At 42.4% G+C, this 13905-nt stretch carries 13 protein-coding genes; 3 read left to right on the top strand and 10 right to left on the bottom strand.

What is annotated here, in order from left to right:
- Window positions 1-29: 29 nt before the first annotated feature.
- From M3I01_RS07295 to M3I01_RS07250, 10 genes are all read right to left on the bottom strand, one after another.
- Window positions 30-959, bottom strand: a complete 930-nt coding sequence (locus M3I01_RS07295) for an electron transfer flavoprotein subunit alpha/FixB family protein (protein WP_255895139.1) — start codon at window positions 957-959, stop codon at window positions 30-32.
- On the bottom strand, window positions 956-1708 hold the full coding sequence (locus M3I01_RS07290) for an electron transfer flavoprotein subunit beta/FixA family protein (RefSeq protein WP_112137825.1): 753 nt from the start codon (window positions 1706-1708) through the stop codon (window positions 956-958). The genes M3I01_RS07295 and M3I01_RS07290 overlap by 4 nt, the downstream gene beginning before the upstream one ends.
- Before the next feature lie 296 nt (window positions 1709-2004).
- Window positions 2005-2757: an enoyl-CoA hydratase-related protein gene (locus tag M3I01_RS07285; RefSeq protein WP_255895138.1), complete on the bottom strand. Its 753-nt coding sequence runs from the start codon at window positions 2755-2757 to the stop codon at window positions 2005-2007.
- Window positions 2757-3317 (bottom strand): DUF2889 domain-containing protein, encoded by a 561-nt coding sequence (locus M3I01_RS07280; RefSeq protein WP_255895137.1) that lies wholly within the window; start codon window positions 3315-3317, stop codon window positions 2757-2759. Before M3I01_RS07280 ends, M3I01_RS07285 begins: the two co-directional genes overlap by 1 nt.
- Before the next feature lie 45 nt (window positions 3318-3362).
- Complete coding sequence (locus M3I01_RS07275) at window positions 3363-5060, bottom strand: AMP-binding protein (protein WP_317133911.1); 1698 nt, start codon at window positions 5058-5060, stop codon at window positions 3363-3365.
- Between the two features lie 107 nt (window positions 5061-5167).
- The gene (locus tag M3I01_RS07270) at window positions 5168-5482 is read right to left on the bottom strand and encodes an SCP2 sterol-binding domain-containing protein (RefSeq protein ID WP_112137819.1); all 315 of its coding nucleotides are present in this window, start codon (window positions 5480-5482) and stop codon (window positions 5168-5170) included.
- Between the two features lie 80 nt (window positions 5483-5562).
- Complete coding sequence (locus tag M3I01_RS07265; protein WP_255895135.1) at window positions 5563-7368, bottom strand: acyl-CoA dehydrogenase C-terminal domain-containing protein; 1806 nt, start codon at window positions 7366-7368, stop codon at window positions 5563-5565.
- A 229-nt stretch (window positions 7369-7597) separates the two neighbouring features.
- Window positions 7598-8623, bottom strand: a complete 1026-nt coding sequence (locus M3I01_RS07260) for a CobW family GTP-binding protein (protein ID WP_255895134.1) — start codon at window positions 8621-8623, stop codon at window positions 7598-7600.
- Window positions 8624-8696: 73 nt separating this feature from the next.
- On the bottom strand, window positions 8697-9452 hold the full coding sequence (locus M3I01_RS07255; RefSeq protein WP_255895133.1) for a DUF481 domain-containing protein: 756 nt from the start codon (window positions 9450-9452) through the stop codon (window positions 8697-8699).
- A gap of 222 nt (window positions 9453-9674) precedes the next feature.
- Window positions 9675-10199, bottom strand: coding sequence for an RNA methyltransferase (locus M3I01_RS07250; protein WP_255895132.1), 525 nt, complete (start codon window positions 10197-10199; stop codon window positions 9675-9677).
- 279 nt (window positions 10200-10478) lie between these two features.
- Between M3I01_RS07250 and M3I01_RS07245 the strand changes: the two genes are divergently transcribed.
- From M3I01_RS07245 to M3I01_RS07235, 3 genes are all read left to right on the top strand, one after another.
- Window positions 10479-11339: a TraB/GumN family protein gene (locus tag M3I01_RS07245; protein WP_255895131.1), complete on the top strand. Its 861-nt coding sequence runs from the start codon at window positions 10479-10481 to the stop codon at window positions 11337-11339.
- Between the two features lie 278 nt (window positions 11340-11617).
- Window positions 11618-12910, top strand: a complete 1293-nt coding sequence (locus M3I01_RS07240) for an NCS2 family permease (protein ID WP_255895130.1) — start codon at window positions 11618-11620, stop codon at window positions 12908-12910.
- A 231-nt stretch (window positions 12911-13141) separates the two neighbouring features.
- A complete protein-coding gene (locus M3I01_RS07235; RefSeq protein ID WP_255895129.1) occupies window positions 13142-13885 on the top strand; it encodes a class I SAM-dependent DNA methyltransferase in 744 nt (247 codons plus the stop codon).
- Window positions 13886-13905 lie beyond the last annotated feature (20 nt).

Genomic DNA, 13905 nt, shown 5'->3' with positions numbered 1-13905 from the left:
TGAATATTTTGCTTTCTTTCACAAAGTGATTAAAGGCTCTTTTCTAACTCTGGTACGGCATCAAATAGATCCGCAACCAAACCATAATCCGCTACTTGGAAAATAGGCGCTTCTTCATCTTTGTTGATAGCAACAATGACTTTAGAGTCTTTCATACCTGCAAGATGCTGAATGGCACCTGAGATACCAACGGCTATATACAGATCTGGCGCAACCGTTTTACCGGTTTGACCCACTTGCAAATCGTTAGGAACAAAGCCGGCATCAACGGCGGCACGAGAGGCCCCTATCGCTGCACCTAACTTGTCTGCAACCCCTTCTAATAATTTGAAGTTGTCACCGTTACCCATGCCTCGTCCACCAGAAATAATGATACTAGCCGCCGTTAATTCTGGACGATCAGACTCAGCCAATTGTTCTTTTACGAAACGGCTACGGTCAGAAACAATCGCTTGTGAAAGCACTTCACGCTCAGCATTACCGCCTTCACTTGCCGCTGGATCAAAACCTGTTGAACGAATCGTCAAAACTTTAACAGCATCCGTGGTTTTTACTGTCGCAATCGCGTTGCCTGCGTAAATTGGGCGCACAAACGTATCTGGTGACTCAACTTTAATGACATCCGACAACTGCGCCACATTCAATAAAGCGGCGACGCGCGGCAACGTATTTTTACCTGTTGTTGTTGCTGGGGCTAATATATGACCGTAGCCACTGGCGACTTCAACAATCAATTTAGAAACATTTTCTGCCAATTGGTGTTCGTAAACCGTATTGTCAGCGACCATAACTTTGGTCACTCCCGTCACTTGGCTTGCTTGCTCAACCACGGTTTGACATTCAAAACCGACAATCAATAAATGCACGTCAGAGTCAATTTGAGTCGCTGCCGTCACCGTATTCAAGGTCGCAGGTTTTAAAGTCTTATTATCGTGTTCTGCAATAATTAAAACGCTCATGACACCACCTTCGCTTCATTTTTAAGTTTGTCTACCAACTCAGCAACAGAGCCCACTTTAATACCACCCGCACGTTGCGGCGGCGGTGTGACAGAAACAATGCTGACATTGGACCCAACTTCTACACCAAGATCTGCTGGTGTTTTCACATCTAATGGTTTTTTCTTAGCCTTCATAATATTAGGTAAAGAAGCAAAACGCGGTTCGTTTAAACGTAAATCTGTCGTAATAACAGCAGGAAGCGTGATAGCCAATGTTTGCAAACCACCATCCACTTCACGGGTCACTTGTGCTTCGCCATTTTCAATTACCACTTCAGAAGCAAACGTTGCTTGTGGATAATCCAATAATGCGGCAACCATTTGTCCTGTCTGATTATTATCAGAATCAATCGCTTGCTTACCCATGATCACTAAATCGGCCGCTTCTTCTTGAGCCACTTTAGCCAATAATTTAGCCACCGAAAGAGAATCTAAACCGTCTTCCGTGTCTACTTGAATAGCACGATCAGCACCTAAAGCCAGCGCCGTTCGCAATGTTTCATGGCAGCTTTTAGAACCAACGGAAACCACAACGACTTCAGTCGCCACGCCTTTCTCTTTTAATCGAATGGCTTCTTCTACTGCGATTTCACAGAAAGGGTTCATAGACATTTTGACGTTAGTAAGATCAACCGCAGTATGATCGGCTTTAACGCGAACTTTGACGTTGTAGTCAATCACTCGTTTTACGGATACTAGGATTTTCATAAGTCCCTCATATATATTATTTTCTTGCTATCTATAGTAGTTTGAGAAGGATTTTCATCAATAACAAAAAAGCGCCAGTTAACTGACAAAAATATTCACCCTTCCGCTAAAAAACACTCTAAGCAGTGATAAATCACGCACTTCAGGCGCAAACATCTCCCTGATTCTAGTACGTATTCACTGAAAAAAGTAACGCAAAGGTGCATAAAAAAAGACGAATAATATCGTTGAATTGCAGAAATCATAAATAAAAAAGCCTCACACTGAGGTGAGGCTTTTAAGAGACGTAAAAAATACTACTTATTACGAGACAAGAACTTAGAAAAAGCCTGATGCGCCTCTTTTGAACCTAAGCGATCTTTAAATATACGCCCCTCTCGCATCAATGCCATTTGCACGTCATCCTGACCTCGATATTTAAGTAGATCTTTACTCAATGCCACCGCTTCGACGGGTAAAGCGGCCACTTTTTCAGCATAGAATAGAGCGACTTTAAACGCTTCACCCTCTTCACATAAATGGTTAATTAATCCTATTTCATACGCCATCTGGGCATCAACAAACTCGCCAAGCACTAATATTTCAAACGCTTTTTGGTGACCAACTAACTGAGGCAGTAAATGGCTTGATGCCGCTTCCGGTACTAGGCCTAGCTGGACAAAGGGGAACTGTAACCGTGCTTCACGTGAAGCCAACACCAAATCACAGTGCAGCAACATGGTCGCGCCAACCCCCACAGCTCGGCCTTCAACACCAGCGACAAGCGGTTTCTTGTAGCTGGTTAATACCTGTAAGAAAGCCATGATGGCTTCCATTTTTTCAGGCTTTTGGGCGATTTGAACAAACTCATTAATGTCATTCCCAGAAGAAAAGTCACCACCTAAACCGTAGATCAACGTAACTTTTATCTCGGCATTTAGTTCAGCCCGACGAAGCGCATTGGTTAACGCTTGATACATGTCTAAAGTAATGGCGTTTTTCTTTTCTACTCTATCTAGGTACAAAATCTGCACACCAGACTCAATTTTTTCAGTAACAAAATCACTCATTACTGACACTCCTCAGAAGGTATATGAAGTATTTGTTCATCAACTAACTTACGCACCATGGGACCATCGTCGGCCCAACCATGGCAACTGTTAATCAATTTAGTGACGGCTATCGGGATCTGCTCTGGGTATTTTTTACCCAATGGTTCCCACATGGTTTGAAACGCCGTCGTTGCAACCACAGGAAAAAGTTCCAAAACGTGAGTACAACCGACTTTACCGCTGAACGTTTTTTTCAACCAGCGACCCCAACCCGGCCCAATGCGCGTCCCTTTCAGAATCGAAAAATTCGGCGCGGCGCCACCACAACTAGGAAAAGGGAAAGCATCCATAGAAACAGACACCTCCTTAATTAGGAAGGTGTCATCCAGCGTTAATCTAACGGATATATCGTGAAACGGACTGCCTTCAGGCACCAAACTACCATCAAACTCACGATTCACATGATAAGACTTAATGTCTTTCATGTTGGCTTCAATGTCCCACAAGCCATCATCGCGTAAGAACCCATAGGATTCGATGCAACGTCGATGCATTAACTTACGCTTAACTTGCGTCATTATTGCTCTCCTGTTACTGGCTAAAAGGCGCTATGAACATGAGATTTAAGCTTGCTCTTCTTCTCGCAAAGCTCGACGTAGTACTTTGCCAACGTTTGTTTTTGGTAGTTCCATTCTGATTTCAAAATACTTAGGCACTTTGTAGGCCGCTAAATGCTCTTTGCAATAAGCTCTTAACTCTTTTGCATCTGGCTTTTCAGCATTCGCTTTTAATACAACAAATGCTTTTACTGCCTCACCTGCTTTGTCATCTGGCACACCAATGGCGGCAGATTCTAGAATCGCTGGATGCGACGAAAGACAATCTTCCACTTCCGTCGGATACACATTAAAGCCTGACACTATAATCATATCTTTTGCGCGATCTACAATTTGTAAGTAACCATCTGGATGTTGCATTGCAATATCACCGGTGATTAAAAAACCATCATCCGTCATGGCTTCGCGAGTGGCTTCTTCACGATTCCAGTAACCTTTCATCACCTGAGGACCACGAACACATAACATACCAGACTCGCCTTGCGGCAACGCGGAGCCATCTCTTCCTTGAATTTTAATGTCTGTTTCAGTAACCGGAAGGCCAATCGTTCCAATGCGTTCTTTCCCTATTGGGTTAAATGACACAACTGGCGACGTTTCGGTCAAGCCATAGCCTTCTACAACTTGGCAACCTGTCACTTTTTTCCATTCATTAGCAGCAGCATGCGTCAGTGGCATCCCACCAGAACATGTCAGCTTAAGATGTGAAAAATCTAAGGTACGAAAATCTGCATTATTACACAGCCCAACAAACAAAGTATTAAGGCCACAGAAGCCGGTGAAGCGCCATTTTTTAAGCTCTTTAACAAAGCCAGGCAAGTCTCGCGGGTTAGGGATAAGAACACTATGAGCACCACGTTCTAGCAATGTTAAACCATGTATCAAAAATGCATAGATATGATAAAGAGGTAAAGGCGCAATATAAATCTCTTCTTTCTCATCAATAATAGAAATTAATCTAGAGCTCAATTGATACATATTCGAGATTAAATTAGCGTGCGTAAGCATGGCGCCTTTTGCCACACCCGTTGTACCACCCGTGTATTGCAATACCGCAACTTGATCCTGTGTACTGTTGACCTTAGTAACTGCCTTCCCCTTACCTTTAGCCAACACTTCATTCAGCGTTAGAGCGCTAGGGAGGTGATAAGCAGGCACCATTTTTTTCACATACTTAACAACAGAATTCACCAAAAGACGTTTTAGTGGCGGATGAAAGTCAGCAATTTCAGTGATAATAAGATGCTTAATTGAGGTTTTCGCAAGAATTTTTTCAACGTTATGCGCCATATTAGCAAACACAACTAACGCTTTTACATTCGCATCTTTAAACTGATGCTCAAGCTCTGTTGCTGTATACAAAGGGTTAGTATTAACAACAATTAAACCTGCCTTTAGCGCACCAAACAATACAACAGGGTATTGAATAACATTGGGCAATTGAATCGCAATTCGATCACCTACCTCTAAGTCGGTTTGGTGTTGAATATACGCTGCGAATTGATCCGATTTTTCATTTAATTCACGGTAAGTTAAGGTGTGACCAACACTGGTAAAAGCCGCTCGATCTGCAAAGTTTTTCGTTGCTAAGGCCAAGACATCCGTTAATGACTGATAGCCGTGCGGGTTAAGTGAGTCAGGTAAATAACTACCTGGGGCTTTCCCCATGAACAGATTGCTATGAGCAGAAGTATCCATTGTCATATAAAGCTCCTTTGTTTTTTTTATTTAGGAGAATAGGTAAGTACAAAAGCTCAACTACGCACATAGTAGTTGAGCTTTTAAGCAATTAAGGTTGCAACAATTAAAACCTACAGAGGGAAAATTTGAGTTAACTTGGTTGACAACATAATGTCACCCTCTGCTCGAATCTTACCCTGCATGAAAGCCGCCATACCATCTAATTCACCGCTCATGACTTCCTTGAGTGTATCTAGGTCCATACTTAACGTAACGGTTGGGTCATCGTTTTCCCCTTCCACCATTACACATTTTCCATCAGCGATGATTAAGTGATAGTTGTCAGCATCGTCTAAGTCAAATTGAAACACCGCCTCCATATCATCCGCTTCATCTGCATCAAAACGACCCAACATAGATTCAAATACTGCTTTTGCTTCGCTCATAATTCTGACCCTTTAATCGGTTTAAAATAACATGTTCATTTCACATGTTTAATCTCGTTATCACTCTTTTCTATTAGCGACTAAGCGTTAAGAAATAGAAAGTTATCTTCGTCCATTGCCAATAAATTATCAGCACCAGAAAGCATAGCTTCGGCATGCGCCTTTGTGCGAGGCAGTAAACGCTCATAGTAGAAAGTCGCAGTTTGTAATTTCGCCTTATAGAAACCGACTTCGTCTGTACCTTCGTCTAGTTTTGTTTGTGCCACCACAGCCATACGCGCCCAGAAATAAGCCAATACAACGTAACCAGAGAACATCAAATAATCAACAGATGCGGCACCGACTTCGTCTTTGTTACGCATGGCTTTCATACCAATTTTCATCGTAGCATCTCCCCATTCGCTATTCACTTTGTCTAGCGCAGAGATGTAAGACTTAAGGCGCTTATCGCCTTTGTGTTCTTTACAAAACTTATGAATGATTTTGGTAAAACGACGCAAGGTAGCGCCTTGTGTCATCAGTACCTTACGACCTAATAAATCCAACGCCTGAATACCGGTGGTTCCTTCATATAGCATAGAAATACGGCAATCACGTACGTTTTGCTCCATACCCCATTCGGCAATATAACCATGTCCACCGAATACTTGCAGTCCTTGGTTCGCTGATTCAAAACCGGTTTCGGTTAAGAAGGCTTTTGCGATCGGCGTAAGCAGAGACATTAATTCATCGGCTTCCGCTTTTTCATCAGCAGAGCCTCTTTTCATTGTATCTACTAGCATAGAACAATAATGAATTAATGCTCGACCGCCTTCTGAAAACGCTTTCTGTGTCAGCAGCATGCGACGAACATCAGGATGAACAATAATAGGATCTGCTGCTTTCTCTGGTGCTTTTGGTCCAGACAAAGAACGCATTTGTAGACGGTCTTTAGCGTACGCAACGGAGTTCTGTAATGCCCATTCAGCATGAGCCAAACCTTGAAGCGCCGTACCAATACGTGCGGTATTCATAAAAGTAAACATGCAGTTCAAGCCGCGATTCGCTTCACCAATCAAAAAGCCTTTCGCGCCATCAAAGTTCATCACACACGTTGCATTGCCGTGAATACCCATTTTATGTTCAATCGAGCCACAAGATACTTGATTACGTTCGCCTTTTTCACCTGATCCATCAACACTGAATTTTGGCACAATGAAAAGCGAAATACCTTTCGTGCCAGCAGGCGCATCTGGTAGTCGAGCCAACACGATATGGACAATATTGCCAGCCATATCATGTTCACCAGCAGAGATGAAAATTTTAGTACCTGTAATGGCATAACTACCATCCGCTTGCGGTTCTGCTTTGGTTTTCATCATACCAAGATCGGTACCACAATGAGATTCAGTCAAACACATAGTGCCTGTCCATTCCCCAGATACTAGTTTAGTTAGGTAGGTTTGTTTTTGCTCATCCGTACCATGTGATTCAATCGTATTCATCGCACCGTGACTCAAACCTGGATACATGCCCCACGACCAGTTAGAGGTGGCGATCATTTCCGTCACCATCATGCCAAGTGAGTCAGGTAGACCTTGTCCGCCTACACTTTCTGGATGAGAAAGAGATGGCCAACCGCCTTCAACATATTGCTGATACGCTTCTTTGAAACCGTCAGGTGTTGTAACTACACCGTCTTTAAACTGACAACCCTGCTGGTCGCCAATACGATTAAGAGGAGAAAGGACACGCTCCGCAAACTTAGCGCCCTCTTCTAGAATTGCCGCTACCATATCAGGCGTTGCTTCTTCAGCACCGGCTAACTTAGCGTAATGTCCAGGAAAATCGAGAACCTCTTCAGTAACAAATTTGATATCGCGCAAGGGCGCTTTATATTCAGGCATGGCCTATGACCTCTTATTGTTTTATTTCATCCGTTCCAATAGGAACCTCTTATACTGGAAAGGTTCCTCTATAAGCGCTTTTCTCTCAATAACAAAAGGTGCCAAAGTTAATGACAAAATAGACCAAGGTAATACACTTCCTTGTCACACAAAGAGAATCAGTAAGGCACCAAGGCATAAAAATCTATCAATTGCCCCCATCCATTCTCTGAGAATTGCTTAGAAGTGTTTAAGAAAGAATATCATCACAACGCTGCCGGAGCGTGTTAGCCCAATTACCTTCGATTCCTCCTATGACCTCCATTCGACTCGCTTCATGCCATACCGATGTATTCATAGAAACCTCGCCTCGCGCCACATTCACAAAAACAGCCTTAGTTGAACTAACAACAAACACTCCCTTAATTCGATAAACGCCGTCAAGTAACGCTATAAAATGAACGATTGAACGGACCTTTTCTTCATCAAAGCAATGATCACGAGACCAGCGCCAGCCTAACACTTGCATCGCATCTTGCTGCTTCTGATAATATCGAGTTTCATCGTCCAGTGGTGCTTTCTGTTGCGTATGATGATGTGCGTGAATATGGTGCTCAGATGACTGATGCGCCCCCTCTTCTGGCATATTAGAAAGAAGTGGCCTGTCTTTTAAACCGATATCCAAAGAGTCGACATCAAGCGTCATAGGGTCAGAGAAGAACAAGGTTTGCTTAGGTGCTGGTAAAGAAAAAGGCCCAAAGCGAACCTTGACTAAATCGATATCACCTTGTTGATAACGATCAACATGACTCAACACAATACCATCAGCAGATTCAATTTGATCATTAAAAATAGCATGCTTTGTATAGCGTTCGTCACTCAAGTTACGAGCATCTAGCACACAAAAAGCCCCCGTTAGCAGCAACACATCTTGATAAGCATCACCACGTAACGTCTGAATAATTTGCTTAGGATGGCCAAGGCCAGACGGTTCGATAAAAATTCGATCTGGATTGTATTGGCGGATAAGTTGATTCAACCCTTGCTGAAAGGCAGCAGACGTTGTACAACAAACGCAACCGCCCGGCACCTCGCTAATAGCGACGTCTAAATCCGCATAAAAAGCACTGTCCAGCCCAATATCACCAAACTCATTAACCAGTACGGCCCAGCGTTCGTTAGACGGCGATTGCGCTAATAACTGTCGAATGAGTGTGGTTTTACCCGCGCCTAAAAAGCCCGTCACTAAAGTGACTTTTATTCCTTGGTAGCGCATAAAAAACCTCAAAAATGAAAATATAACAAAGAGATACTACCGTGCGAGCCGCGTGAAAAAAAATTTTCCTGATTTAAAATGAATACGCCAATGTAATGCTAGTCGTTGAATCTGTATTTTCTCTATCATCAAGCACCTCACTATTGTGAGTGATACTATAAGCCGCTTTCATGCTCAAATTATCCCTTAGTCTCGCCGTAATCGCAGATTCAGATTTAGACAACGTATTTTTATTTCCTTCCACAGCCACATCACTGCCCAACACCTGAGTGAACTTTACTTCCGTACTAAAATTATATTCGTATTCCGCTTCTATATGCATAATGATGGCGTCTTCCTTACCTCCAGCGTCCGTACTATTAAAAGAATAACCAGGCCCTATGTTGTAATCTAGAAAAGAGTTTTGATCAGAAAACAATCGTCTAGAATAGCCAACAGCGATCGTATTTTGGTAATCATAGCCACTAAAACGATCATCTGTATACGATCCAAAAACAAAGACAGACGTATTTTCAGCACTCAATTTATAATCACTTTGCGCTGATAAAAATATTTTTTGTGCCGTCGTTTTATTCTCTCCGTCATGTTTGTCTCTTTTGTATAAAGCATCCAGCTCATACTTATTTTTCCAAGTCCTAAAGTCTTGCTTTATTGTCGCTCTACCTTTCAACGCTGAACTGTCAGTATTGCCTGTCGTCGCAATAACGCCTAACTGCACTTCCATACTTAAAGGCTCTAAAGATTGTCTCTGCGGTAAAATTTCTGCTGCATAGAGCGAAGGTATCGCAAAAACTAAACTAGCAAGCACTGCTCGTTTTAACGGTCTCATCGGAATGCATTCCTTTTATTTCGTAAAATAAATGCCATGTGACCAAAAGGAAGAAGCGAAGAACAAGGAGATGTTTAAAAATCGGAATAAGCCAAACACTTGCCTCCCTTCCTAAATGGCCTTCAGGCTGGGATACATTCTTTCATTGATGCGGAAATATCACAGTCAAAATACTGTTAACTATATGAAAAATAGTAGATAAGAAAATAGGAAACTCTTACATTAGATGCGTACTTTAACGTTGTTATTCACATCCTTACTCTGACGAATCAGCTCATCGCCAGCGTGCCCTCTAGCGGACTTAGCCAACCTGTCATAAAGCAATACATTCACAGAAGCAGCAAGATTCATACAACCTATTGTAGGCACAAACACCACGAAATCCGCTCGGTCTACAATTTTTTGATCTATCGTGCCGTCCTCAGGACCAAAAATATACAATGCTTTTTCGGGGTGATTAAAAGCAGGAAGCGGCGTTGCTCCTTGAATCAAATCCACACAGACAATCTTAGTCTCAAGATCCACAGCGTCCGCCAAACCGTCTACCCCGAGCGTTTCTATATTTATCAGAGGGATTGATGTACTCACGTTTTTTGTGTCCGTAGACATTTTAACAGCACGATCGTAACGTTGACCTGAATACAACACCTGATCCGCTTGGTAACATCCTGCGGCTCTCATAACCGAGCCGACATTGACGGTATTTTTAGGGTTGATTAAACCTATAGATACAAAAATTTTTTTCATCGAAAACTCACCACGTACACATTTTAAACAGCTCGAATAATATCATTATTCGCCAGCATGTATCGCTACTCTTGATACACCAGAATGTCGCATATAAGCGTCCCTTACTCGCTAAAAATAAGAAAAAAGAAACACAACTGCCATCGAATACTTTCGCTCTGCCTTCAGATGAGTACACTGATGGCAGAAAATAGACTGCAGACTTAAAAAATTAAGCAGTATTATAAAAAATTTGATCAATGACACTTTATTTGATTAACAAAATCATTCAGGACACTCATGAATCTTTTTAAAAAGCTTGGCCTTACCTTATTGGCGGCCGCCACATTTCAAACTCAAGCCGCGTCTGTTTGGAAAGTCACTTCAGGCTCGAATACGCTTTACATTGGCGGTACTATTCACTTATTAACACCGCAAGACTACCCCTTGCCCACCGCGTATGAAAAAGCCTACCAAACAGCAGACAAAGTTATCTTTGAAACCAACATGGAGACTCTTAGTAATCCTGCATTTCAAAAGCACATGCAGGCTGAATTGTCTTATTCTGATGACACAACCATCGACCAAGTCATTACCCCTGAAACCTACCAGTCACTCAAAATCTATTTGAACGCACGACAAATTCCAATCACAGCCATACAGAATTTAAAACCAAGCGCCTTGGCAATCTCCCTGAGCATGATTGAACTAAAGCATTTAGGATTTACCAGTCAAGGTGTTGATCAGTTTTATGCACAAAAAGCACAACAAGACAACAAACCAAGAGAATGGCTTGAAGAGCCCGAAACCCAAGTGCAAATGCTCAGTAGTCTTAACAAGCAAGACGGCAATGACGTTATTAACTACACATTATCAGAAATAAAGAACATGCCTCAAACCATGAACGATCTTCGAAAAAGTTGGCGCAAAGGAGATATTGAAAGCATGGCGAATTTGGAATTAAAAGACTTCAAAAAAGATTATCCTGAGATTTATCAGTCACTTTTAGTAGAACGAAACAATCTATGGATGCCTCAAATTGAACGTATGCTGAACGATACTAGCATTGAGTTCATTATGGTTGGGGCTATGCACCTTGCGGGAGAGGACAGTATTCTAGAAAAACTCAAAGCCAACGGCTATCAAATTACCAATCTTTAAACAGCTCACTGCCATAAGCCACGACCAATACGGTTTTATAGATAAAAAAGCTTACAATAAGGTGAGTTTTTTCATCATATAAAACCTATTTGACTATTTATTGCATTTTCTTCTCCCCAAACCACCTCGAATTTTTTATACTTGCCGCCGAAAAGGTTTACTGACCAGATGATCAGTTACTAAACTTATCTCGGCGTATTTAATGGCAAGTTCAGCCCTCAAGCACATGAACTTACCATTAAATAAATTTCGTCGTCCTACTAGCAAAAGGCTGCCTCATGCTCGAGCGTTATTTCCAACTTAAAGCACACAATACTACGGTACGTAACGAAGTCGTCGGAGGAGTCACTACCTTCTTGACGATGGCCTACATTATCTTCGTTAACCCCTCTATTCTTGCCCAAGCAGGAATGGATCAAGGTGCGGTTTTTGTAGCAACCTGTCTTGCTGCCGCGATTGGCTGTTTGATTATGGGCTTATATGCCAACTACCCAATTGCATTAGCGCCGGGGATGGGATTAAACGCCTTCTTTACTTACGGCGTTGTTCTCGGCATGGGATACTCTTGGGAACAAGCGCTAGGCGCTGTGTTTTTATCAGGTATTCTTTTCATTTTTATCAGTATCTTCCGACTTCGAGAATGGGTCATTAACGCTATCCCTTCTTCGTTAAAGCTCGGCATTGCCGCGGGTATTGGTCTTTTCCTAGCAATGATTGCATTGCAAAACTCAGGCATCATAGTGAAAAACCCAGCGACGATGGTGTCATTGGGTGATCTTTCTTCTCCATCCGCTATTTATGGTTTGCTCGGCTTTTTTGTTATCTGCGCCTTGGCGTACTTAAACATCACTGGCGCGGTCATGATCGGCATACTTTTCATTACGATTTTGTCGATAGCATTTGGTCAAAATGAATTTGGTGGACTGGTTTCTATGCCACCTTCCATTATGCCAACGTTTCTTGCCATGGACATAGAGGGCGCCTTCCAAATAAGCATGTTAAGCGTGATCTTTGCGTTTTTCTTTGTCGATTTATTTGACACGTCTGGCACTCTCATTGGCGTCGGCCAACGGGGTGGATTATTAGACAAAGACGGTAAACTACCACGCCTTAAAAAAGCGCTTCTGGCCGATTCTAGTGCGACGGTAGTGGGTGCGGCTTTAGGTACGTCTTCTACAACCAGTTACATCGAAAGTGCTTCTGGCGTCTCTGCTGGCGGACGTACAGGTTTAACCGCTGTTGTCGTTGCCTTATTATTTTTACTAAGTCTCTTCTTTGCACCACTAGCAGGTTCTATCCCTGCGTATGCAACCGCTGGTGCATTAATGTACGTGGCTGTATTGATGACGAGCAGTCTTGCTCATGTCGATTGGGATGATATATCAGAAGCAGCACCTGTTCTAATTGCCGCTTTCACCATGCCACTGACTTACTCTATCGCCGACGGTATTGCGCTGTCTTTTATCAGCTACGCAGTGATCAAACTGCTGTCTGGTCAGGGTAAAAAAGTCAGCCTCGCTGTGTACCTTTTAGCGGCGTTGTTCATCGCTAAATTCTTTATTTTTGTATAATTACTTTATTTTTCATCACTAAAGTAATAATGACAGACTCATAAAAAAACAGGCGCAGAAAATAGTCTCTGCGCCTGTTTTTTTATTTCCACTTCGCGTATCTCATCACTCGCTCTCTAACGCACGCTTTTAACACACTGTATTTAACATTACAGGCATTTTTCAGCTTCGCCAAAACCACGTATTACTATATGATTCGCCATCGAATTTTACCCTCCAAGTGATCAAAATATGTCTAACAATGCGCTCTATACGGATTTATCTGGCTATTACGATTTAATGTGTGCCGATATCAATTACCAAGCCCAGAGCAATAGCACGCATCGACTTCAACAGATCTTCGGAAACAGCGGGAAACGGCACTTAGATTTGGCCTGCGGAACGGGACCACACATTTACCATCTTATCAAAGACGGCTATCAATGCAGCGGGCTAGACATTAACCAACCGATGCTAGACCTTGCCCAACAGCGTTGCCCTGATGCGCAATTCGAACTAGGCAATATGTGTGATTTTGAGGTAATCAAACCTTATGATTTGATTACCTGTTTTTTATACTCAATCCATTACAGTGGCAGTATACAAAACCTAAAAAATTGCATTCAAAGCGTACATAACGCACTCAATAACGGCGGTGTTTTTTGCTTCAATTGCGTTGATAAAAATCACATAAACAATAGTTTGTTTGCAAAGCACAGCGTCATCCACGAAAACAGCGAGTTTTCCTTTGGGTCATCTTGGTATTACCGTGGCGAAGGAGAAAAACAAACGCTAAAGCTGAGTATTGAGAAAAAAACGACAGAAGAAACTCAGCGCTGGACAGACGAGCACCCCATGGTGGCATTAAGCTTTGATGAGCTAAAAGCACTATTAATACCGTATTTTGACGTCCATATTTTTGAACATGAGCACGACAAAATTACTGCTTGGGACAAGGCATCTGGTAACGCAATTTTTCTGTGTGTAAAACGATAGAAAAGGCTTAATACGTCAGA

The organism is Marinomonas maritima, from assembly GCF_024435075.2.
Taxonomy (GTDB): domain Bacteria; phylum Pseudomonadota; class Gammaproteobacteria; order Pseudomonadales; family Marinomonadaceae; genus Marinomonas; species Marinomonas maritima.
Note: the sequence above shows the minus strand (reverse complement) of the source record. Positions and strands in the feature narration are given on the sequence as shown.